We start from the raw sequence: 22,656 nt of genomic DNA on the forward strand, positions 1-22,656 counted from the left end.
AATTTATTATACGTTGTTTCGGCCTCGCTGTGGGTTGACATTATAGCCGAGCACACTCACAATTGTGCTGATAATCCGTTTCACGCTGAATTTGATGGAACGAGGGCCACAGGCCACCAGGAGAAGCTATGTCAATGTTTGACTTTTCTCGCCTTGCCCGAGCGTTCGGGCTCACGATGGGCCTCGCCGCCGGTGCCGCTGGTGTGGGTGCCCTTGCAGCCCTGCGCCGCCCTTTGCCACGCACAACGGGGCGCGTGGCACTGCCGGGTCTGACGGCTCGTGCCACGGTTCACCGCGACCGCTGGGGTATTCCTCATCTCTATGCCAGCACGAATCAAGATCTCTTCGCCGCCCTCGGTTTTGTCCATAGCCAGGATCGGCTCTGGCAAATGGAATTGCATCGCCGTACCGCCCGCGGCCAATTGGCCGAGATCTTCGGACCAATTGCCCTCAGTTCAGATCAGTTTATCCGTACCCTCGGTTTTTCACGCGTGGCTGAACGTGAAGCTGAACTGATTGATGCTGAGACGGCATCGCTGATTGAAGCCTATGTCACCGGCATCAATCAAGGCGTCGAGACCCTGCGCGGTCGCCTCCCGCTCGAATATACGATCCTCGGGTTTCAACCACGTCCCTGGGATCTTGTCGATATTCTCGCGTGGCCCAAGATGATGGCGCTGAATCTTTCAACTAACTGGATGAGCGAGCTCTTCAATGCTCAGATGGTTGCGCTCGTTGGTGAAGAACGGGCCACCGCACTCGCGGCGCGGTCTTGCCAGCCTGAGATGCTGACCTTGCCCCGGGGAACCAGTTACCCAGAAGATCTCGGGGCAACAATCCTGCGCATCGCCGGCGATGCAACGCGCTTTACCGGCGATACAAGTGGGCCACAAGGCTCGAATGCGTGGGTCGTCAGCGGTGACCGCACCGTCCACGGGCGGCCTCTGCTGGCCAACGATCCCCACCTTGGCCTTGGGTTGCCGGGCCTCTGGTATCTGGCCCATCTCGAAGGGGGCGATTTTCATGTCGCCGGGGTGACGATGCCCGGTACCTGTGGCGTGGTCATCGGCCATAATCGCGATATCGCCTGGGGCATGACCAATGCGCCGCTTGATATCCAGGATCTCTATCTTGAACGTCTGCATCCAGAAGATCCGACCCGGTATGCCTGGCAGGGCGAGTGGCGTACGATGGAGACGCTGCGCGAAGAGATTGTGGTCAAGGGGCAAAAAGAGGTTGTGCTGGTTGATGTGCATCTGACCCATCACGGGCCGATCATTGATCAGGTGCGCGGGCGGATTGGCGATGCTATCATTGATCCCGCGCCCAATACGGCGCTTGCCCTGCGCTGGACAGCGCTCGATCCATCGCCAGACCTCAGTCGGGCGGTGCTCAAACTCAACCGGGCTGGGAACTGGGACGAGTTTCGTGCGGCGCTGGCCGACTGGCATGTGCCGCCCCAGAATTTTGTCTATGCCGACACCCATGGTCAGATTGGGTACGCGCTCGCCGGCAAGATCCCGCTCCGTCCCCACGGCCATCCGCATCTGCCTGTGCCAGGCTGGGATGGTGCGTATGAGTGGCAGGGCTTTCTTCCCCCCGAGCACGTACCGGCCAGCCTTAACCCCCCCGATGGGATGGTCGTCACGGCCAATAACCGCATCGTTGGCCCCGACCATCCGCTTGCGGCCTTGCTCCAAGGCGAATATGCCAACCCGTATCGCGCCGAGCGCATCACCACGTTGCTTGAGGCGACCGAACGTCACGATACCCGGAGTTTTGCCCAGATCCAGCAGGATGCGCTCGCGCTTCCAGGGCTGAAGCTGGCACGTTTGATCGCAACTCTTGAACTGTCAGATCCGCTTGAACAGGCCGCCCGCGATCTGTTGGTTGCCTGGGATGGCGTGTTGAATATCGAGAGCAGTGCGGCAACCGTCTATGATAGCCTGCGCTACCACCTTACGCGAGTGACCTACCGCGAACTCGACGGGCTGATTGGGGTGGCCGCAGCTGTTGGTGCGTTCAGCGCAATTCCCGCGAATATTTATCTCGAACATGCGCTGCCAACCCTTCTGGAACGCATCGAAGCAGCCCCCCTCCCTGATCGACCCGATCCCTGGCTCGGCAACGGGCGCACCTGGAACGAGGTGCTCGCGCAGGCTTTCAGTCGCGCTGTCACCGAGTTGCGCAACCGCCTCGGCACCGATCCAAAACGCTGGGTCTATAAACGCGTCCATACGCTGACCCTGCGGCATCCCCTGGGGAGCGTCCCGGCCCTTGCCTCGCTCTTCAACCGTGGCCCCTGGCCGATGGTCGGTGATGTTGACACGGTCAATCACCAGTATGTGCCGCGCGAAACGGCAGCAGGGCCAGCCTATAATGGTCCCTCATATCGTCAGATCCTCGATCCAGGCGACTGGGATAACGCACGAGTCATCATTCCAACTGGGCAAAGCGGCCATCCCGCCAGCAAGCACTACGCCAGCCTGACCAGTACGTGGCGAACCGGCGGGTATCTTCCTCTCTTCTGGACCCGTGAAGCCGTCGAGCGGCACACGGTCGAGACATTGATCCTGGAGTCAGCATGAAAGCATCTTATCACTGGTGGCAAACCGACGTAGTCTACCAGATCTATCCACGTAGTTTTCAAGACAGCAATGGCGATGGTATCGGCGATCTTCCTGGCATTCGGCAACGGCTTGACTATCTGCAATGGCTCGGCATTGACGCGATCTGGCTCTCGCCGATCTTCCCCTCACCAATGGCCGATTTTGGCTATGATGTCGCCAATTATGTTGATGTTGATCCAATGTTTGGCACGCTCGCCGAGCTCGATCAACTCGTGAGCGAAGCCCACCAGCGCGGGATGCGAGTACTGCTCGATCTTGTGCCCAATCACTCCTCTGATGAACATCCCTGGTTTGTCGCGGCGCGGAGTTCACGCGACAACCCGTATCGCGATTGGTATATCTGGCGTGATCCGGCCCCCGATGGCGGCCCGCCCAACAACTGGCTCAGCCATTTTGGTGGCCCTGCCTGGAGCCTCGACCATACCACGGGGCAGTACTATTTGCATCTCTTTGACCCAAAGCAGGCCGATCTCAACTGGCGCAATCCGGCGGTGCGCCAGGCGATCTATGATGCGATGCGTTTCTGGTTTGCCCGCGGCATTGACGGGTTTCGCATTGATGTCATTTGGATGCTGATCAAACATCCCGATCTGCCCGATAACCCGCCTGATCCGCAGTGGAAACCAGGCCAACCTGAACAGCACCGGCTCTTGCGGCGGCACGATCAGCATCAACCCGAGGTGCATGCGATCATTCGCGAGATGCGCATGGTCGCCGATGAGTATCAGGACAGGGTCTTGATTGGCGAGATTTACCTTCCCATTGATGATCTGGTCGCCTATTATGGCGAAAACCTTGATGGCGTGCATCTGCCCTTCAATTTCAATCTCGTGACGCTTGGTGAGTGGAACGCCCACGCGATCCGCGAACTGGTCGAGCACTACGAACGGGCCTTGCCGCCAGGTGGCTGGCCCAACTGGGTGCTTGGCAACCACGATCAACCCCGCATCGCTTCACGTCTGGGCCAGCCAATGGCGCGACTCGCCCAGATGTTGCTCTTGACCCTGCGCGGCACCCCAACGCTCTATTACGGCGACGAGCTCGGCATGGAAGATGTGCCCATTCCCGCCGAGCTTGTGGTTGACCCGCAAGGCATCCGAACACCGGGGCACGGGCGCGACCCCGAGCGTACGCCCATGCAATGGGACGCCACGCCGGGGGCCGGCTTTACCACAGGCACGCCGTGGCTGCCGATCGCCGCTGACTATGCCACCCGCAACGTCACACGTCAGCAAGACGACCCGCAGAGCATGCTGGTCCTGACGCACCACCTGCTCGAGCTACGGCAGGCTTCGGCAGCGCTCAACCGTGGTAGCTATGCCACCGTCGCCACCAGCGAGCCGGATCTCTTTGCCTATCTGCGCCGGGCAGGGGGTGAACAGATCCTGGTCATTCTCAATATGGGGGCAACGCCGGTGACCCTCGACCTCAGCAGCGTTGGGCCAACGGGAACAATTGCCGCAAGTACGGGCATGCAGCGTACCGGCCACGTCACCCTCGATGCGATCATGCTCGATGCCGTGGAAGGACTGGTCATCGCCATTGATGAGGAATGAACCTATGGAACACGTTGTCTATGTCATCAGCGACCTGCATCTGGGGCCGGGATGGTTGCCTGATGGCCGTACTGATCCGCTCGAAGATTTCACCTCAGATGAGGCGCTGATCCATTTTCTTGACCATATTGGTACCCAGGGGTACCTGGTCGAACTCGTCATCGCGGGCGATTTCCTCGAATTCTGTCAGACCTTGCCCGAGATTGGCCTTGCTTCGCCCGAAGATAGTCTGGGGAGCACCGAGAGCGAGTCGCTGCGCCGGGCACGCGTGATCCTCGGGTACGAGCCACAGATTTCAAGCGGCCATCCTCGGGTTTTCACGGCGCTGCGCCGTTTTATGATGGAAGGCCACTCGATCACGATCATTGCCGGCAACCACGATATTGATCTGCTCTGGAAGAAGGTCTGGGCACTTGTCTTTGATACGATCTATCCGCCGGGCGCGTGGGGCGATCTGCGGCTCGTCAACTATAGCCATACCGTCGGCGACGGAACCCAGGGCCGCGTCTTTATCGAGCACGGGCACGAATACGATCGCGCCAATCGTTTTGGCGATATGATGAGCCGCCCCTTTGGGGTGGATAACCTGGGGATGCAACGGCTCAAGCGCTGCTGGGGCACCCTGTTTGTCGACAAGGTCTTCAATCAACTCGAGCGCGAACGCTGGTTTATCGACAATGTCAAACCAATCATGCGGGTCATCCAGCTCGGGCTACGCAACGACTTTATCTTTACCGCAACCGCAATTGCCCTTGTCGTACGCTTCTTGATGGTCAGTGGGCTGCCACCGCTCATTCTCGGGGGCATCGAAGAGAGCGAGGCAACGCCACCAGACCTTGATGCGCTGGCTGATAGCATTGCCGATCCGGCGCTCCAGGCAGCTGTACGCGCTCACCTCGCTGATCCAGCGGCCCGCGCCGAATTCGAGCGCGTGATCGACGAGGCCGATCCAACGCAACTCGCAATGGTTGCCTATAGCGAACTGGCCTCGATGAGCCTCGAAGAAGTGACCACTGAGCCAGACGATGAGATCGTCGTGCTTGGCGGCGGGCGCAGCGAGGATGCCTATCGCCGGGCAGCCCGTGCCATTGTGATGGCTGACCCCACCCTCTCGACGGTGCTGATGGGCCATACCCATACCAAGATTGACGGCAACGAACATCCAATCAGCCTGCCCGACGGTCGCCAGTGCGCCTATTTCAACAGTGGCACCTGGACCCGCCACCTGATTGACGACGGCGCGCAGAGTTATAGCTGGCAAGAGATAGGCGACGAAAATAATTACACCACGCTCTTCAGTTATATCAAACTCGACCCGGATGGCAAGGGCGGCTATGTGCCGTCACTCCATAGCTGGTTCCACGAAGAGCAGGCATAAACCGCGGCGTCACGCAGGCCCGAGACAGAGGCGGAAGCCACGGGTGCCAAAACGATAGTTGAAGTCGGGCAAGAGCCGATAGCGGGTTCCGCAGTGCAGCAAAGCGCCATGATCGTGCCACGAACCGCCCCGCTGGGCGACCGTGGCACGTTCGGGCAAGAAGCCCTGCGTATACGGAACATCGGCAAGCGGCGTGCCACTCTGCGCAGGGTAGGCGCGCGCATCGCTGCACGTCCATTCCCAGACATTGCCAAGCAGATCGAGCGCCCCACAAGGCGCCGCTCCTGCGGGGAAACATCCAACCGGTGCAGCACGGCCGTCGCGCTCGAGGGCAAAGAGGGCGTGCTCGCTGGTGATTGGCACTGCGCCCCAGGGGTAGCGACGCCGAACACCAGTCTGGTCATAGGCAGCAGCGCTTTCCCATTCAGCCTCGGTGGGCAGGCGCACCCGATAGCCTAGAGGCAGCTGTAGCCCAGGCTGCGCATTGAGCCAGTTGCAAAATGCAGTTGCTTCGTACCAGTTGAGATTGGTGACCGGCTGATTTGCGCCTGCATAACGCATCTCAGCCCAACCAGCAGGTTCGTAGCTGCCCTGTTCACACTTCCACCGCCAGCCCTCGGGCGTCCACCACTGCTCGGCCTCATCACCATAGCCCTCGGCGACAAAAGGGGCATACTGCGCAACCGTGAGCGGATAACGCGCCAGCCAGAACGAGGCTAGGTTGACGTCGGCGGGTGCTTCACCCGCGCCCCATCCACCAATCTGATAGGTGCCGGCAGGCATCGCACACCAGTAGCCCTCGCCGTCTCGTTGAGCCAGCGTAGAACGCCACGCCTCCAGCTGCACAGGCAGCCGTGGATCACCGGTGCGCCCAAGCCGCTCGGCCAGACGCAACCGGTCGGCAAGCGGCAGCGCGGGCATTTCAATCCGCTGCGCCACATAGCGCACAAGGTCAGGCTCAACAAAGGCCTGCTCGCCATACATGGTGCCCAGCGCGTCAGTTAGTTCCTGGGGGAGGGTCGAACGTAGCCCCGGCGCACCGTGGGGGTTATAGGTACGCACAAGCAGCGTGGCGAGCAACCGGGGCGAGCTGGTCAGACGGCGCACCTGTTGCCCGTCAGGGTGGTGCAACCAGTGATCCAGCACCTCACCCTGATCGGCAGAACCAGTCATTGCAACATACCAACGTTTCAGCGCCTGCCGCACCTGTGCGTCATCAAAGGGCCTCAAGTGCCGCACCCGCCACCCTTCCTCGGGTGGCAACTGAGGGCCTTGCGTATAGGCGTGCGTACGGCAACTCACCACCACTGATGCCTTGCGGTAGACCTGCGGCAACCGCTTGATGGCCTCAACGAGGCGCTGACGCGGCGACGGCAGGCCGACGTCGGCAGGTTGAGCAACAGGACTCACCGCATCGAGACTGTCGAGACAGAGCAAGAGCTTGCGCTGAACAAGCAACGCGTACAGCGCTTCCTTTAGCAGGCCAGCGTCAGCAAAAGGACGAAAGATGAACGACAGCAGGTGATCGAAATCATGCGCTGGATCATGCGGGAGGACACGCGCAACCTCAGGCAACGAGCAGAGCAAGGGCAGACGCAACGTCGTGCGACCAGCGCGCAGACTGGTTGCCAACGAGAGCGTCAGATGCCGCAGACCGACCGACTTACCGGAACCAGGGCCACCAAGCAGCACAAGACGACGTGATGAACCAACGACACTCGCCAGCGTTGAGCCACCATCGGTGAGCAAGGGCGTATAGACCTTGAGCAGAGGAAGCGAAGCCTCGCCCCCAGTCGACCCGACGGGCACGCCATCAAACGCAAGCTGGGCATGCTCAGCAATGAACGCCTGCAGATACCCGTCCAGAAATTGAGTGAAATTGACCTCGATGTCATTCATTGACATATCACCCCTTCTTCGGAGAGGCTTTCAGGGCAAAAGAGGCAACGGATCATCCTTGACGTACCCTTTCAGAACGTGGTAACATCCACACAAGTATAACATTGTTGGGCAAACGCTCAGCAATCCTTTCGACGAAAGGCCTGGAGATGATACGCGTCGTGGTAGACAGTATTCGCGTCAGCTTGCTCACCCAGAACAGGGTCGTTGTGCTGCGCGAAACCGACAGCAAGCGCTACCTCCCCATATGGATCGGACCCTTTGAGGCTGATGCCATTGCCATGGCCATCCAGGGCCACGAACCGCAGCGCCCGATGACCCATGATCTGCTCAAAGCAACTATCGGCGATCTGGGCGGCAGTATTACCCATATCTTTGTCAATGACATCCAGGACAACACCTTCTTTGCCCGCATTGTCATTGACCAACAAGGGAATACCGTTGAGGTCGACGCTCGACCGAGTGATGCCATAGCCCTGGCGGTCCGGACAGAAGTACCCATTTTTGTTGAAGATCATGTGATTGATCAGGCCGGGGTCTTTTTTGATGAAGACGAGCAAGCTGAGATCAGCGAGCAAACACCCGGAACCTCAGAAGGTGAATCTGAAGGCGAAGTTGAATCTGAACTAAATGATGATTCAATGTCGATTTTTCGTAATTTTATCAACACCCTCGATCTTGACGATCCACCCAAGGGCGGGCCAGAACAGGCATCCTAGCATCCAAAGCGTACGATTGTGTGGATAACTGGCGCATATCTGTGGATAACTTTCGACAATTGTGGATAACTCTTCGCTTGACTCGTGGATGATGTGTGTACAGAATTCACTGTGGCAAGAAGAGACACCAGTTTTCCCCACCTTGTGATCGGCTATCCACAATCCGTGCCCAGCTTGCTTTGAGGCATCGGGCTGGCGAATCAATGACGTTATCCACGTTGTCCACATGCCTACTGTCATTGCTATGATCCTTCTCCTTTTATCAACATGATCATGAATATGGTATAATACCTCTGGCACTGACAAACGGCAGATACGTGCTAAACCCCGCCAGGGCCGAAAGGCAGCAACGGTAGGTGCGTTCCTCTGGGTGTTTGGAAGTGCCAAATCTTTTGAATGACAAAACGCCGCCCCTTGGGGGCGGCGTTTGTTGTTGTTGTCAAAAGCTTCTACCGGTTTGCTTCATCCAGCTGGCTCGGCCCAAAACTATGTGGCAACAATTCGTGAGGTGAGGTACGGCGCTCGTCACCCTGGAGATTGAGCAGAAGAACCTCACACTGTGGCGCAAGCTCGATCATCACCTGACGACACGCCCCACATGGGCTGGCAACATCATCAGTAGCGGTGACCACCGCCAGCGCCAGAATTTCACGCTCGCCGGCGGCATAGGCACTATAGATGGCTACGCGCTCAGCGCACATCGTCAACGGATAGGCCGCGTTCTCGATGTTTCCGCCGCAAAAGATCTTGCCCGACGCAGTCAAGACTGCTGCCCCAACCTGAAAACGTGAGTAGGGCGCGTAGGCCAGGTTGCGAGCGTTCTGCGCGGCGGTAGCGAGCGCCTCGTAGTCAACCAGGGTCATGCTTACCTCCTTCGTTCAAGATACTCATCGCGACGGCAAGCCCTGGGGTACTGGAACTTGGCATTCCTGGTTGACTAGGCGCAGCAACATTGGGCATGCCTGACGTGTGGGGCATGTCGTCGAGTGCCGGCGAGGAGCGGATCAGTTGCAGTTTCTGGGCACGAATCCCTTTGACTGCCAGCACCCGTACCGTCAATTCGTCGAGCACGATCGCATCGTCTACCCGTGGAACCCGTCCTAAGGTCTCGTACACGAGACCACCAATGCGCTCAGCCGCAGTCGACGTGATGTTGAGGTCAAGCAACTCGTTGATATCATAGATTGGGACACGCGCATTGACAAGATAACTTCCATCGGCCAGCGGTTGCACTGACGGGCCTTCGGTATCGTACTCGTCCTGGATCTCGCCGACAATCTGTTCGATCAGGTCTTCAATGGTCGCCAGACCGGCCGTGCCGCCGTACTCATCGACAATGACGGCCAGATGCACCTTGCGGTGCTGCAAATCTTCGAGGAGTGCGTTGACCTTCATTGTCTCAGGGACAAAGTGGGCTGGACGGAGCACGCTTTCAATCGTTTGATCGAGTTTGCCCTGGCGGAGGATCGGGATAAGATCTTTGGCATAGAGGATACCCGCGATCTGGTCAATCGTCTCGGTATAGACGGGAATACGGGAATGGCCACTGTTACTCACCATATCGAGCGCTTCTTCGAGCGAGGACTCAAGCTCAATCCCCACAATATCGACCCGGGGCACCATAATCTCGCGCAGCAGCGTATCGCCAAATTCAAAGACGCTCTCGATCATCTCGCGCTCATCATGCTCGATGAAGCCCTCTTCTTCCCCAACATTTACCAGCATCCGTAGCTCTTCTTCGGTGACAAGCGGGGTGGCTGGCGACTCTTTCCCGCTGAGCCAGCGGTAAAGTGGGCGGAGGGGCAGACTGACGAGGCCAATCAAAGGTGTCAGGAGCAAGACAAGCAGACTCATCGGTGTCGCAAGCAGGCGTGCGGTTGCAGCTGGATTGCGTGTTGCGAGTGCTTTGGGTACCACTTCGCTCATCGTCAGCATCACGACCAACAAGCCGAGTAAGCCGGCGACCGTGGCCCACAGACCAGATGTCCCGACCACACCAAGCGTCAGACTGGTTGCCAGAATAGTCAGACTGATATTGAGCAGCAGGATCGTCGTTTTGAAGCGATAGGGATCATCAAGCAGGTGGGTAATGGTGCGATGCGTCCGAGGGCTACTCTGATCGAGGAGCGTATGCAAGCGGTGCCGACTGATCGAGGTAAAGGCAGCATCAACCGCCGACGTAAAGGCCAGCAGCACAAGGCAGAGGCCGATACCAACGAGCAACAAACTAGGGCCAGGGTCCTCCAACAAGATCATTCCTTCTGCTAATGACCAGTTGTAGCTTGTGCAATGCAGCGTGCGCGGCATCAAGCCGCGTGCAGCAATGAAACAGAGGCCAGGGTGCCCCTCCGAGGGGCGCTCAACTGGTCAAACTTATGAAAAGAGTGCGCTCAGCGAGAGATCTTTATGAATACGCATAATTGCTTCGGCGAAGAGCGGGGCGACACTAATCGTGCGCACGCGGGCCGACGAAGCCTCGCTACTTTGCGGGATCGTATTGGTAATCAAGGTCTCGATCAGATCCGAGCGTCCAATAATTGAGAGGGCATCAGCTGAAAAGACGCCGTGGGTTGCGCAGGCATAGACTTTGGTTGCCCCGCGCTCGATCAATGCCTCGGCGGCTTCAACGAGCGTGCTCCCAGTCGAGATCATATCATCAACAATGATCGCTGTTTTGCCTTCGACCTCACCAACCATTTCGAGCACCTCGGAGGTATCAGGCTCGGGGCGTTGTTTGGCAATAATCGCCAGGTTCGCCCCCATGCGCTCACGAAAGCGATTTGCTCGCCCCACCCCACCGGCATCCGGCGAAACGACAACCGGATTTGATAAGTTCATGGTGTGAATATAATCGGCCAGGAGCGGTCCAGCTTGCAAGTGATCAACTGGGATGTCAAAAAAACCTTCGATGGCCGGGGTGTGCAGATCCATTGTCAATACGCGATCAGCCCCGGCGGTACGGATCAGGTTTGCGACCAGTTTGGCCGAAATAGGCTCACGTCCGGCCGTCTTCTTCTCTTGTTTGGCATACCCATAGTAAGGAATGACCGCGGTGACCCGGTTGGCTGAAGCCCGACGCAGGGCGTCGATCATCAGCAGCAACTCCATCAAGTGATGATCGACAGGATTGCACGTTGGTTGAATCACAAAGACATCGCAGCCCCGGACATTATCATGAATCTTGATCCTGGTCTCACCGTTCTTAAATTGACCAACCAACGCACGTCCAACTGACATACGCAGACACGTTGCAATCTCTTTTGCTAACTCGGGGTTGGCTGATCCGCTAAAGATGAGTAGCCGACCGTCCATCACTTCGTTCCTTATCTGTATGACTGATCCACAACCAGAAGCAAAAAAAAAGAAACACAGCAAAGCCATGCTCCACTGCGTTGGTGATCAGCGGTACTGGCGGTCATCGGAAATGCCGTAGGGCATTGTGCTCCACGCTCCACCTTTGATTCTGCCAGTCAGACAACATACAGTGGCTGCCGGGCCAGGATTCGAACCTGGACAGACGGATTCAAAGTCCGCCGTGCTACCATTACACAACCCGGCACCACGCTTCCATTATAACACACTCTGCCAAGGACCTCACCGCATTCCCTCACGGTAAGGATTCACAGTTGGGGTAACAGGCAAGCCTGGGAGCGAGGGCGGGACGCCCTCGCTCCCAGGCGAAGGGTGAACACGTACCTCTCACGCAGGGCAGGGCGGAGTGTGATACAATCATCGCGTACAAAATCAACCAGCGGTGCTGTTTTGTTACTGGACTGTTCGCGGTTCTTTGTCTCATCGGCAAGCCTGGATGGTGTGTATGCCTGAAAAAACAGTAAAGATGGAGTGAGGTGAGCTTGTGCGTTACGACATTACGAATATTGCGATTGAGGACTATTTGCTCGATTTGATGCCGCCCCGTGATCAGGTTCTGGCTAACCTTGAAGAACGTGCGCGTGTTCAAGGGCTGTCGCTGGTTGGTCCCGTGCAGGGCCAGTTTCTCTATCTGCAGGCGCTCTCTATGCAGGCCCGCAAGACGCTAGAGATTGGGATTACGACGGGCTATGCCGCGATGTATCTGCTGCGTGCCATGGTGCAGACCGATGGGCATCTGACGGCGATTGAACGCCATGCTGATCGCGTGGAATTTGCTTCGCAGTTGATTGGTCAGGCGGGCCTCAGTGAGAAGGTGACCATCCATCATGGTGAATGGGCCGAGGTGATGCCCACGCTTGACCATGACTATGACCTGATCTTTCTTGATGTGCTGCGAAGTGCTTCGAGTGAGGGCCATGCCCTTGAGTCACTTGAGTTGTGTGTTCCGTTGCTGCGCTCGGGCGGGCTACTCATTGCTGATAATGTGCTTTGTAGCGCTCAGGTGCTTGAAGAGGATGCCCCACCGCTGGTGCGTGGTATTCAGCAGTTCAACCGCACATTGATGAACCATCCCCAGCTCGAGTCAGTGATCCTGCCGCTGCGTGATGGGGTCGCGCTTAGCCGTAAGAAGTAATGCTGTTGAGTTGAGCATGCCTCCTTTTGATAGGCAACAACGCAACAATGATCTCGCGATTCTCAGTGCTTTGGCCGCGACACTGCATCATGCGGTGGATCTGCGCGAGACGCTTGACATTGCTCTGGGCCATATTGTTGACCTGATGGGTCTGACAACCGGCTGGATTTTTCTCAAAGACGAGGGTGATCATTATACGCTGGCGGCGCGTCACCATGTGCCGCCAGCGCTTGCCTATCCTGGTCCGGCCTGGGATGGCGATTGCACATGCCAGGATCTTTGTCAGGCTGGTAAACTCGACCACTCGGTGGCAATGCTTGAGTGTTCGCGCCTCCGTGATGCCGTCGGTGATAAACGTGGCCTTGCTCAGCACGCTTCGGTTCCGATCACCAGTACCGATGGGTTGCTGGGCTTGTTGAATGTCGCCACAACTCGCTGGGGCCGTCTTGCCCCTGCCGATCTGCAGTTGCTTACCATTGCGGGGCACATGCTTGGAATGGCGATGGCTCGCCTTCATCTCTACGAACAGGTGAAGGTGCGTCGGGTGCAAGAGCAACGTGCGCTGCTCTCTCTCTCGCAGGATCTCTTGATGAGTGAGTCACTTGAGCCTGCGCTGCAACGTTTGACTCGGGTGGGAACCCGTTTGCTCGAGGCCGATGCCTGTGCCTTTGTCGAGGCTGATGAACTCGCAGGCCGTGCGGTGCTGCGGGCGGCGCATGGTTGGCAGCTTCCCGCGCATGCACCCTGGCCGTTGCCCCTCGATCCCTCTAGTCCCCACCTCTGGTATTTGCCCGAACGCGCAACTAGTTTGAGTGATGAGGCACTGGCCGAGTTGCCGCCATTGCTGCGCCAGCAACACTTCAAAGGCTATCTTGGGCTACCGGTGGAACTGGGTGGTGTCCCGGTTGGGACGCTGATGGTGGCGAGCCGTAGCCCGCGACTGTTTCTTGATGATGAAGCGCAGTTACTTGGCATTCTTTCTAATTTGCTGGTGCAGACCCTTGAACGTGAACGCCTCCAGTATGAGGCTATGGCCCGCGAAAAGCTTGAGCAAGAGCTTGAGCTTGCCCGTGAGATCCAGGCAAGTTTTTTGCCCAATTGTTGCCCGGTCATGGCTGGCTATCAAATCGAGGCCTATTACCGGGCGGCCCGTCAGGTTGGAGGCGATTTCTACGATTTTATCCCGTTGCCTGCACGTTCTGCGTCACCATCCGCCGTACCTTCTGTGCGAGCGCAGTCGTCTTCGGTGGTCTATCGCGGTGGCACGCGTATCGCAACACCTGAAGCGCCCGACCTCTCGACGGCACAGCGCATAGGGATTGTGATTGCCGATGTGACCGATAAAGGGGTGCCAGCGGCCCTCTTTATGGCCCTCTCGCGGACGCTGCTTCGAGCGACGGCGATTGATGGACGCCGCCCCGATGAGGTACTCGAGCGGGCCAATCGTCTGATCCTCGCCGACTCACGGGCTGGGCTTTTTGTGACCTGTTTTTATGCGATCATCGAGATCGATACCGGGTTGGTCAGTTTTGCCAATGGCGGCCACAACTATCCGTTGCTCTGGCAGGCGGCTACACGTACGGTACGCCCGCTACGTGCCCAGGGCATTGTGCTCGGCATTGTGCCTGAACCAACCTTTGAGTTGCAAGAGTTTGTGATGGCCCCCGGTGATGTGCTGCTCTTTTATACCGATGGCATCACTGAGGCAATGAATCAGGCCCGTGAGCTCTTTGGTGATGAGCGCTTGACCGAGATCTTGATTGCCAATCATCAGCGGAGTCCTGAAGAGATTATTCAGGCCGTCCTCGCCCACGTGACGGCTTTTGCCAGTGGGCAGAACCAGTCTGATGATATCACGATGGTTGTTATCAAACGCAATGCTACGCCGTCGGCAGCGTAAAGCTGAAGGTGCTGCCCTGGCCTTCGATGCTGTTAACACTCAATCGCCCGCCATGACCCTCAACGAGGTGTTTGGCAATCGCTAGGCCCAGCCCGGTGCCGCCGGCATTGCGCGTGCGGGCTCGATCAACTTTGTAGAACCGCTCAAAGATGCGCGGCAGATCCTGCGCCGGAATGCCCACTCCGGTATCACGCACGCTGATCTCGAGCCATGTGTTTGGGGTTCCATTGTTCGCGCCTTCGTCATTGTTCAAGAGGTGGGTGCAGATGATGACAATGCCCCCGGGTGAACTGAACTTGACGGCGTTGTGCAGCAGGTTGAGCAAGACCTGCCCAATGCGATCCCCATCCATCAAGATCTGCAGATCCTCGTGACTATATTCTGCCGAGACCTCGATCTGTTTGCGCTCGGCCTGCGGTTTGATGCGCTCGATCGCACGCTCGATCACGGGTCTGACCGGGGTTGGGGCCAGTTTCAACGTCACGCGCCCCGATTCGATCTGCGAGAGTTCGTGCAGTTCGTCGACGAGTTGGGTGATGGCATCAACCTCTTCGGTCATTTGCCCGAGCATCCGCCGTGTTACGTCGGGTGGTGGCTCGGATTGCACGGTCTCAACCAGGAGTTTGAGTGAAGCAAGTGGGGTGCGTAGCTCATGCGAGACATTGGCAACGAGATCGCGGCGCGAGCGCTCGAGCATGCTGATCTGAGTCAGATCGCGAATCAAGATCAAGGCCCCTGATCCGGGTTGACCTGGTTCCAGCGCGTTGCACGAGAGGCGCAGGATGCGCCCGCTGATGATTGGCTTCATGGTCATCTGACGTGGTTCGCCATCGCGCAAGACTTCATCAACCAGCAGATCGGCCTGATGATCACGAAGCAGGGCGATCAAGCCCTGGCCGAGCACCGGGCGGTTCAGTTCAAAGGTTTCATTGGCGCTGCGGTTAAGGTAGCGCACCTGGCGGTTGCCATCCACGACGACGAGGCCAACGTCAATGGTTGCCGCGACTGCTTGAAAAAGGGGATGCTTCAATTGGTCAATCGGATCACCTGGCCCATGGCGTGGGGTAGGTTGGGGCGCAGTCTGGGGCAATGGCTCAACCTTGTCTGGGGCAATCTGGTTCCGAGGCTTGTGGTCTGCCATTTGTCTGACACGGAAGAAGAGCCAAGCATTCAGTCCCAGACTGAGCAACAGGGCGATGGCAAGAACGAGTTCAACCGGGGTCATAGGGGTGTTTCGTCCGGGGCTTCAAAGCGATACCCAATGCCCCGCACGGTCTGGATGTAGCGCGGACGTGCGGGATCGGGTTCGATCTTCTCGCGCAGCCAGCGGATGTGGACGTCGACGGTACGACTGTCACCAATGAAATCGAGCCCCCAGACACGTTCGAGCAACAGGTCACGTGAGAGGGCGATGCCCCGGTTACGGAGCAGGCAGGTGAGCAGGTCAAACTCTTTCTGCGGCAACGTCAATTCGCTGCTCTCACACCAGGCTCGGCGGCTACTTGTATCAACCTTGATACTGCCTGCTTCCAGCACCTCGCGTGCGGACGTACGTGGCTGCCGTTCGGTGCGCCGCATAATTGCGCGCACACGGGCGAGAAACTCACCGAGGCTAAAGGGCTTGCTGATATAATCATCGGCCCCTAGTTCCAGCCCTGCGATCCGGTCAACCTCATCCTGCCGGGCAGTTAACATAATCACCGGCAGATCACTCTCTTGTCGCAGAATGCGGCAGACCGAGAAGCCATCCAGCCGGGGCAACATAATATCAAGCACCATCAGATCTGGTTGTGCTCGTCGGGCAAGTTCCAGCCCCTGAACCCCATCGGTCGCCGTCAGCACCGTGTAGCCTTCGCGTTCAAGATTGTAGCGTAGCGTTTCGGCGAGGGTTGTCTCATCTTCGACGAGCAAGATGGTTGGCATCGATTTCTCCACAAAAAACCGGTGCCAGCATCTTTAGCGCTGGCACCGGTGCCGGTACATCCTCACGAAGAGGACAAATGGTCGGGGCGGAGGGATTTGAACCCACGACCCCCGCGTCCCAAACGCGGTGCTCTACCGGGCTGAGCCACGCCCCGTCTCTCTAAGAGTAGCAGGAAGCGTGCAGAATGTCAATTCGGGAAATGGGAGCTGGTTCTGCTGGGGTACGCTACCCACAAAGCGGGTAGCGTACCCCAACAGAACCATGTTCCTTGAGGGCCGCAGGCTTCCAGACTCCCTGATGGTATACTAAGGGCGCATAGTGCGATGATGAAGAGAACAGGTAATGGTACACGTCTATGACCCTTGCTGCTCGCTGGTTGCGTACAGAGATTGCTGATCTCGAGCCATATACGCCAATTTTGCCGCTTGATGTGCTGGCAAGCCGCCTCGGGTTGCCGGTCGAGCGATTGGTCAAACTTGATGCCAATGAGAATCCGTACGGGCCTTCGCCAGCAGCGCTGACAGCCCTGACGAGTGAGCATCACTACCATATCTACCCTGACCCCGGCCATACGGCATTACGGCAGGCGCTGGCACGCTACACTGGTCAGCCTGAGGAGGCGCTGGTGTGTGGAGCGGGTGCCGACGAGTTGATTGATATGATCCTGCGTCTCTGCCTCAATCCGGGTGATGCCATCATTGATTGCCAGCCAACCTTCGGGATGTACCGGTTTGATACCCAGGTCTGTGGGGGGCGCGTGATCACGGTGCCACGTGGGGCCGCTTTTGAACTCGATCTTGACGCCATCGAGGCTGCCGCCGCAACAAGCCAGGCCAAAGTGCTCTTTTTGACGAGCCCGAATAATCCCACGGGCAATCTGCTTGCCCCCGAGGAGCTTGCGCGGCTTCTGCGCTTGCCGTTGCTGGTGGTGGTTGATGAGGCCTATATCGAATTCGCCGGTGTTGGTCAAGGGTTTGCCGGGTGGGTTGCCAGCCACGAAAACCTGGTAATCCTGCGCACCTTTAGCAAGTGGGCCGGTCTGGCGGGGTTACGTGTGGGTTATGCGCTTGTTCCGGGTTGGCTCGCCGAGCACCTCTGGAAGATCAAGCAACCCTACAATGTGAGTGTTGCCGCCCAGGCGGCCGCCGTTGCTTCGCTTGAAGATCGGCAATTGCTGCTTGAACGGGTTGCCCATCTGGTCAACGAGCGTGAACGGTTGCTCCCCCTGCTTGCCGAGGTGTCTTGGCTGCATCCGCAGCCGAGTGCGGCCAATTTCATTCTCTGTCGGGTCGAAGGGCGCAGTGCCCGCGAGGTCAAGGCAACCCTTGAGCAACAGGGCATTCTGGTGCGTTACTATCATACGAGCCTGTTGCGCGACTACATTCGCATCAGTATCGGTACACCGGCTCAGAGCGAGATTTTGCTTGAGGCGTTGCACCGCTTGTAAGATCTGTGAGGTCTCAGGCGGGTTTTGTTGCTTAAAAACCATTAGATGGTAGTGCAGACTTCAGTCGGCTTCTGGCTCAGCCAACTGAAGTCCGCACTACCTACGGCACAAACGGTAACGTTCCTACGAACCATCTCTAATGAGGAAGAAGCTATGACCAACGAGTTGCAGGACATTCTTGATTTTGCCCATCGGCTGGCGTGGCAGGCGGGCAAGATTACGTTGCGCTATTTCCAGAGTGATCTGCTGGTTGATCGCAAGGCTGACGATTCACCGGTGACGATTGCCGATCGTGAGACTGAGGCCTTTCTGCGGGCTGCGCTGAGCGAGCGCTATCCCGATCACGCGATTCTTGGCGAAGAAGAGGGTTTGACTGGCGTGGCGACGAGCAGCTATCGCTGGATCCTCGATCCAATTGACGGAACCAAAAGCTTCATTCGGGGGGTGCCGCTCTATGGGGTGATGATGGCCCTCTTGCGTGAGCACGAGCCAGTTGTGGGGGTCGTCAATATGCCTGCAACCGGCGAAATTGTGTACGCGGCGCGGGGCGCGGGTTGCTGGTGGAATGGTAGGCCGTGCCGGGTTTCATCGGTCAGTCGCCTGCGTGAAAGCCTGGTAGTCGCGACGATTGCGCACGGGTACGAGCAGTATGGCAAAGATGCTGCGCTTGCCCGCATCATCGATGCGAGTGGGCTCTTTCGGACGTGGGGCGATTGTTACGGTCATCTGCTCGTTGCGACGGGGCGCGCCGAGGTGGCGCTTGATCCGATCATGAATATCTGGGATAACGCGGCGTTGCTGCCAATTCTTGAAGAAGCGGGCGGTACGTTTACCGATTGGCAGGGTGTGACAACGATTGAACGTGGCGATGGCATCAGTACCAATGGCCTCGTCCTTGACGAGTTGATGGAGGTGATCGGCTGATGGAAGCGAATGACTATCAGCGTCTGGCCCTGCGTACCGAGGCCCCCGGACGTGAACGTGACGACCGGTTGCTCAATGCAGCCCTGGGGCTTAGTGGCGAGGCCGGCGAAGTGGCCGATACACTCAAGAAATGGGCCTTTCACGGGCATCCACTTGACGAAACGGCCCTGCGCAATGAGCTAGGCGATGTGCTCTGGTATGTCGCCCTGGCGGCTGATGCGCTCGGGTTGACCCTTGAGGAGATTATGGAGGCGAATATTGCCAAGTTGCGCCGACGCTACCCCGAGGGGTTTAGCCGTGAACGCAGCCTGGAACGTAGTGAATAAGCCTATGGAACAACGTATTGCCACCATTACCCGGACGACCGGCGAAACCGAGATTACACTTGCCCTCAACCTTGATGGAAGCGGTGAGTCTACGATTGATACAGGGATCGGTTTTCTCGATCATATGTTGACGCTCTGGGCGAAGCATGGCCTCTTTGATTTGACGGTCAACGCCCGTGGCGATCTGCAGATTGATGAGCACCATACAGCCGAGGATACGTGCATCTGCCTGGGGCGCGCACTTGACCAGGCACTGGGTGAACGGCGGGGCATCACGCGCACCGCGCATAGTTTTGTGCCAATGGACGAGGCCCTCGCGCTGGTCGCGGTCGATCTAGGAGGCCGTCCCTACTGTGTGGTGCAGGCGGAATTTGTTACGCCGCGGGTGGGCCAACTTGGCACCGATCTGATCTTTCATCTTTTTGAGAGCATTGCCTTCCACGGGCGCATGAACCTGCACGCCCAGGTGCTCTATGGGCGGAACGATCACCACAAGATCGAAGGGCTCTTCAAAGCCTTCGGGCGAGCACTTGATGCTGCGACCCGCTTTGATCCCCGGCTTGCCGGGATCGTGCCGAGTACCAAGGGAGTCTTGTAATGGCGTTTTTGATCGCGGTACTGCTGAGTTTCATTCCGGCCTTCTTCTATGCCTCGATCGTCTACTGGCTCGATCGTTTTGAGAAAGAGCCGAAGCGTCTCCTGGTGGGTGCCTTTTTATGGGGGGCGCTCGTTGCGACCATCGGGGCGATCATCTGGACATCGGCACTTGAAGTTGGTGTTGCGATGTTGATTGCCGATGAATTGATGCTTGAGTTTACTGGCACCGCCTTGTTGGCCCCGATTGTGGAAGAAGTACTGAAGGGGATTGCGGTGGGGCTGATCTTTTTGATTGCGCCCTACGAATTTGACTCAGTGCTCGATGGCATGGTCTATGGGGCGATTACCGCGCTGGGCTTTGCGGCAACCGAAAATGTACTCTACCTCTATTTTCTTGGTTACCAGGATGGTGGCTATGAGTCGATGTTTGCGCTCTTTATCTTGCGCGTGATCCTGGGTGGATGGGGCCATGCTGTCTACACGGCTTTTTTTGGCATGGGCCTTGCGCTGGCGCGTTTGCGGCGCGGAACCTTCAGTCGGATCTTCTTTCCCTTGCTGGGGCTCTTCATTGCGATCTTTTTGCATGCCTTGCACAATGGCATGGCGGTACTGCTTGGTGAAGCACTTGGATTGGCCGGGTTGGCGTTGATCTTGATGGTTGACTGGATCGGCTGGTTGGTGGCGCTGGGGGTCGTGATCTGGGCGCTCATGCGCGAGCGACGCTGGCTCAAGACCTACCTGCGTGAAGAGGCGGCGCGTGGCACGATCAGTGTTGCGCAGTACGAAACGGCCTCATCGTTGCGCAAACAAATGTTTGCTCGCTGGCGCAGCCGTGAAGCCCGACTCTTCTACCAGACCTGTGCCGAACTGGCGCAGAAAAAACATCAACTTGCCAGGATGGGTGAAGAACGAGGGAACTCGGCTATGATTTTGCAATTGCGCAACCGCCTCGCTGATCTCTCGCCCCAGGTTGGCTAAAGGGCTATGCTACAATACCTGCATCCAGGCGAAGATCACCGTCGTCATATCACAAGCAGAAACGGCTTAACAACAAGGGAGGTATCCCGATGGGCTTTCTTGATCAGATCAGCAAACAGATTTCCCAGGGGGTTGATCGGGCGAAATTTGAGGCTGAAAAGTTTCAAAAGACGACACGGCTGCAGGGCGAAGTCAATGAAGTGCAGCGTCAGGTTGATACACGGATGTATGAACTGGGGCAGCGGGCCTATGAATTATTGCGGGCTGGACAGATTCATTCGGCCAGCCTGAATGAACTCTCGGCGGCCATTGATCAGTTGCGATCCTCATTGATTGGCAAAGAAGAGGAATTGAAACAGGCTCAGGCCGAGGTTTTTGTCGAGCCACCACCTGCACCGGCATACACTCCGCCGCCATCATCGCAACAGGTGCCGATCAGCTACGAAACCCCGCCTACATCCGACCCGAATACGCCACCGCCACCAACAAAAGTCTGTGGGGCCTGTGGTTTTCAGATGCCGGCGACGGCGATGTTTTGTCCGAATTGTGGGTCACGCGTAGCGTGATTGGATGGGGGCTACGCCCTCAGGAAGCGTAGTATGCTGGCACAAACAGCCCGCTTAGCGGGCTGTTTGTGCCAGCATACTATGGGTTTTTAGGGCAGCAGCCCGAACATTCATTACGGGTTAGAGGGCGCTAGCCATATGATCATTGGTGTAGACTATACGGCTGCAGTATGGCAGGGGGCCGGGATCGGGCGCTATACGCGTGAGTTGATCCGCGCTACGGTCAAACAGGCCACCGGGGTGCAGTTCAAGCTTTTGTATGCTGCGGGCGGCCTTCCTCCAGATGCACCGTACCTCGCCGAGTTGCAGTCCCTCTGTGTCGCGTATCCGCATGTGCGTGCGTACTCGATACCGCTTACGCCACGTCTGTTGACCATCCTCTGGCAACGGTTGCACTTGCCCCTTTATGCTGAATGGCTTATTGGGCCGATGGATCTTTTGCATGCGCCCGATTTTGTCTTGCCGCCTACCCGTACCCGCACGCTCGTAACGGTTCACGATCTCACCTTTCTTGTCTATCCCGAGTGTGCCGAAGCCGGGTTGCGTCGTTACCTTACCCGTGCAGTGCCACGTGCGTTGCGCCGCGCCGATCTGGTGCTTGTTGATTCGCAGGCTACCGCAGGTGACCTGGAACGCTTGCTGGGCGTCAGTGGCCCGCAGGTCCGCCTGCTCTATCCCGGGGTTGACCCGCGCTTTCGTCCGCTTCCCCAGGCTGAACTTGCTCCGGTGCGCGCTGCGCTGGGCCTGCCAGCACATTTCCTGCTCTTTGTGGGTACCCTTGAGCCGCGCAAAAATCTGGTGCGCCTGGTTGAGGCCTTTGCGCAGGCGGATCTGTCGCCCGCGATGAACCTTGTGATTGCCGGACGGCGCGGCTGGCTCTATGAAGAGGTTTTTGCGGCGGTTGAGCGTTGCAGTGTCACAACGCGGGTTCATTTTGTTGATTTTGTTGCTGATGAAACTCTTCCCGCAGTGTATAATCTGGCAGAAGCCTTTGTCTACCCATCGCTCTATGAAGGCTTTGGGTTGCCTGTGCTGGAAGCACTGGCATGTGGTGTGCCGGTTGTCACGGCAGATGGATCAAGTTTGCCCGAGGTGGTTGGCGATGCGGCGGTGCTGGTTAATCCGTTGAGTGTGCCGTCAATCGCTGAGGGTATCCAACAGGCATTGCAGCAGGCCACGTTGTTCCGGCGTAAGGGGCCAGCGCAGGCGCACCAGTTTACCTGGCAAGCCTCGGCCCAGACCTTGCTCACCTGTTATGCTGAACTGGGTGCCAGACGCCGTATAGCTACGGGATAGAGAGTTCTT

19 protein-coding genes, 2 tRNA genes and 1 other RNA gene are annotated in these 22,656 nt (G+C 57.7%); 14 read left to right on the top strand and 8 right to left on the bottom strand.

What is annotated here, in order from left to right; genetic code table 11:
• Positions 1–128: 128 nt before the first annotated feature.
• Genes EYB53_RS11525 through EYB53_RS11535 form a run of 3 tightly spaced genes read left to right on the top strand, consistent with a single transcriptional unit; the run spans position 129 to position 5,564 of the window.
• Positions 129–2,588: a penicillin acylase family protein gene (locus EYB53_RS11525; protein WP_254151030.1), complete on the top strand. Its 2,460-nt coding sequence runs from the start codon at positions 129–131 to the stop codon at positions 2,586–2,588.
• On the top strand, positions 2,585–4,186 hold the full coding sequence (locus EYB53_RS11530; protein WP_135478338.1) for an alpha-amylase family glycosyl hydrolase: 1,602 nt from the start codon (positions 2,585–2,587) through the stop codon (positions 4,184–4,186). The genes EYB53_RS11525 and EYB53_RS11530 overlap by 4 nt, the downstream gene beginning before the upstream one ends.
• Before the next feature lie 4 nt (positions 4,187–4,190).
• Entirely contained in the window at positions 4,191–5,564 is a 1,374-nt protein-coding gene (locus EYB53_RS11535; RefSeq protein WP_167857359.1) for a metallophosphoesterase, read from the top strand.
• A gap of 9 nt (positions 5,565–5,573) precedes the next feature.
• On the opposite strand, the gene EYB53_RS11540 is transcribed toward EYB53_RS11535, so the two are convergent.
• Positions 5,574–7,469, bottom strand: coding sequence for an SUMF1/EgtB/PvdO family nonheme iron enzyme (locus tag EYB53_RS11540; RefSeq protein ID WP_135478340.1), 1,896 nt, complete (start codon positions 7,467–7,469; stop codon positions 5,574–5,576).
• Between the two features lie 143 nt (positions 7,470–7,612).
• Here EYB53_RS11540 and EYB53_RS11545 point away from each other — a divergent pair, with 143 nt between their 5' ends.
• Positions 7,613–8,182, top strand: coding sequence for a bifunctional nuclease family protein (locus EYB53_RS11545; RefSeq protein WP_135478380.1), 570 nt, complete (start codon positions 7,613–7,615; stop codon positions 8,180–8,182).
• 293 nt (positions 8,183–8,475) lie between these two features.
• Positions 8,476–8,572, top strand: an RNA gene (ffs, locus tag EYB53_RS11550) — signal recognition particle sRNA small type.
• Between the two features lie 59 nt (positions 8,573–8,631).
• Here the strand turns inward: ffs and cdd are convergent.
• The 4 genes from cdd to EYB53_RS11570 all read right to left on the bottom strand — a co-directional run bounded on the left by cdd (position 8,632) and on the right by EYB53_RS11570 (position 11,741).
• Positions 8,632–9,045: a cytidine deaminase gene (cdd, locus tag EYB53_RS11555; protein WP_135478341.1), complete on the bottom strand. Its 414-nt coding sequence runs from the start codon at positions 9,043–9,045 to the stop codon at positions 8,632–8,634.
• Positions 9,032–10,438: a hemolysin family protein gene (locus tag EYB53_RS11560; protein WP_254151031.1), complete on the bottom strand. Its 1,407-nt coding sequence runs from the start codon at positions 10,436–10,438 to the stop codon at positions 9,032–9,034. The genes cdd and EYB53_RS11560 overlap by 14 nt, the downstream gene beginning before the upstream one ends.
• 117 nt (positions 10,439–10,555) lie before the next feature.
• On the bottom strand, positions 10,556–11,494 hold the full coding sequence (locus EYB53_RS11565) for a ribose-phosphate diphosphokinase (protein ID WP_135478342.1): 939 nt from the start codon (positions 11,492–11,494) through the stop codon (positions 10,556–10,558).
• A 173-nt stretch (positions 11,495–11,667) separates the two neighbouring features.
• Positions 11,668–11,741: transfer RNA gene (locus tag EYB53_RS11570), tRNA-Gln, on the bottom strand.
• A gap of 297 nt (positions 11,742–12,038) precedes the next feature.
• Between EYB53_RS11570 and EYB53_RS11575 the strand changes: the two genes are divergently transcribed.
• Both EYB53_RS11575 and EYB53_RS11580 read left to right on the top strand, forming a co-directional pair.
• Positions 12,039–12,689 carry an O-methyltransferase gene (locus EYB53_RS11575; protein WP_135478343.1) on the top strand — a complete coding sequence of 217 codons (651 nt, stop codon included), beginning with the start codon at positions 12,039–12,041 and terminating at the stop codon, positions 12,687–12,689.
• Positions 12,690–12,705: 16 nt separating this feature from the next.
• Positions 12,706–14,589 (top strand): GAF domain-containing SpoIIE family protein phosphatase, encoded by a 1,884-nt coding sequence (locus EYB53_RS11580; protein WP_135478344.1) that lies wholly within the window; start codon positions 12,706–12,708, stop codon positions 14,587–14,589.
• Here the strand turns inward: EYB53_RS11580 and EYB53_RS11585 are convergent.
• The 3 genes from EYB53_RS11585 to EYB53_RS11595 form a co-directional block, all read right to left on the bottom strand.
• Positions 14,570–15,814 carry a sensor histidine kinase gene (locus tag EYB53_RS11585; protein WP_135478345.1) on the bottom strand — a complete coding sequence of 415 codons (1,245 nt, stop codon included), beginning with the start codon at positions 15,812–15,814 and terminating at the stop codon, positions 14,570–14,572. The genes EYB53_RS11580 and EYB53_RS11585 overlap by 20 nt on opposite strands.
• Positions 15,811–16,512 carry a response regulator transcription factor gene (locus EYB53_RS11590; RefSeq protein ID WP_135478346.1) on the bottom strand — a complete coding sequence of 234 codons (702 nt, stop codon included), beginning with the start codon at positions 16,510–16,512 and terminating at the stop codon, positions 15,811–15,813. Before EYB53_RS11590 ends, EYB53_RS11585 begins: the two co-directional genes overlap by 4 nt.
• A gap of 78 nt (positions 16,513–16,590) precedes the next feature.
• Positions 16,591–16,667 (bottom strand) — tRNA-Pro (locus EYB53_RS11595).
• A 201-nt stretch (positions 16,668–16,868) separates the two neighbouring features.
• Between EYB53_RS11595 and hisC the strand changes: the two genes are divergently transcribed.
• The 7 genes from hisC (at position 16,869) to EYB53_RS11630 (ending at position 22,647) form a co-directional block, all read left to right on the top strand.
• Positions 16,869–17,960: a histidinol-phosphate transaminase gene (gene hisC, locus EYB53_RS11600; RefSeq protein ID WP_135478347.1), complete on the top strand. Its 1,092-nt coding sequence runs from the start codon at positions 16,869–16,871 to the stop codon at positions 17,958–17,960.
• A 153-nt stretch (positions 17,961–18,113) separates the two neighbouring features.
• Positions 18,114–18,884 (top strand): inositol monophosphatase family protein, encoded by a 771-nt coding sequence (locus EYB53_RS11605; RefSeq protein WP_135478348.1) that lies wholly within the window; start codon positions 18,114–18,116, stop codon positions 18,882–18,884.
• Positions 18,884–19,210 (top strand): nucleoside triphosphate pyrophosphohydrolase family protein, encoded by a 327-nt coding sequence (locus EYB53_RS11610; protein WP_129673146.1) that lies wholly within the window; start codon positions 18,884–18,886, stop codon positions 19,208–19,210. The genes EYB53_RS11605 and EYB53_RS11610 overlap by 1 nt, the downstream gene beginning before the upstream one ends.
• Positions 19,211–19,214: 4 nt before the next feature.
• The gene (hisB, locus tag EYB53_RS11615; protein ID WP_167857360.1) at positions 19,215–19,808 is read left to right on the top strand and encodes an imidazoleglycerol-phosphate dehydratase HisB; all 594 of its coding nucleotides are present in this window, start codon (positions 19,215–19,217) and stop codon (positions 19,806–19,808) included.
• Positions 19,808–20,785, top strand: a complete 978-nt coding sequence (locus EYB53_RS11620) for a PrsW family intramembrane metalloprotease (RefSeq protein WP_135478350.1) — start codon at positions 19,808–19,810, stop codon at positions 20,783–20,785. The genes hisB and EYB53_RS11620 overlap by 1 nt, the downstream gene beginning before the upstream one ends.
• Positions 20,786–20,874: 89 nt before the next feature.
• The gene (locus tag EYB53_RS11625; protein WP_135478351.1) at positions 20,875–21,351 is read left to right on the top strand and encodes a zinc ribbon domain-containing protein; all 477 of its coding nucleotides are present in this window, start codon (positions 20,875–20,877) and stop codon (positions 21,349–21,351) included.
• 138 nt (positions 21,352–21,489) lie between these two features.
• Complete coding sequence (locus EYB53_RS11630) at positions 21,490–22,647, top strand: glycosyltransferase family 4 protein (protein WP_135478352.1); 1,158 nt, start codon at positions 21,490–21,492, stop codon at positions 22,645–22,647.
• Positions 22,648–22,656 lie beyond the last annotated feature (9 nt).

Origin of the sequence: Candidatus Chloroploca mongolica, from assembly GCF_004762035.2 — a bacterium.
Lineage (GTDB): Bacteria > Chloroflexota > Chloroflexia > Chloroflexales > Chloroflexaceae > Chloroploca > Chloroploca mongolica.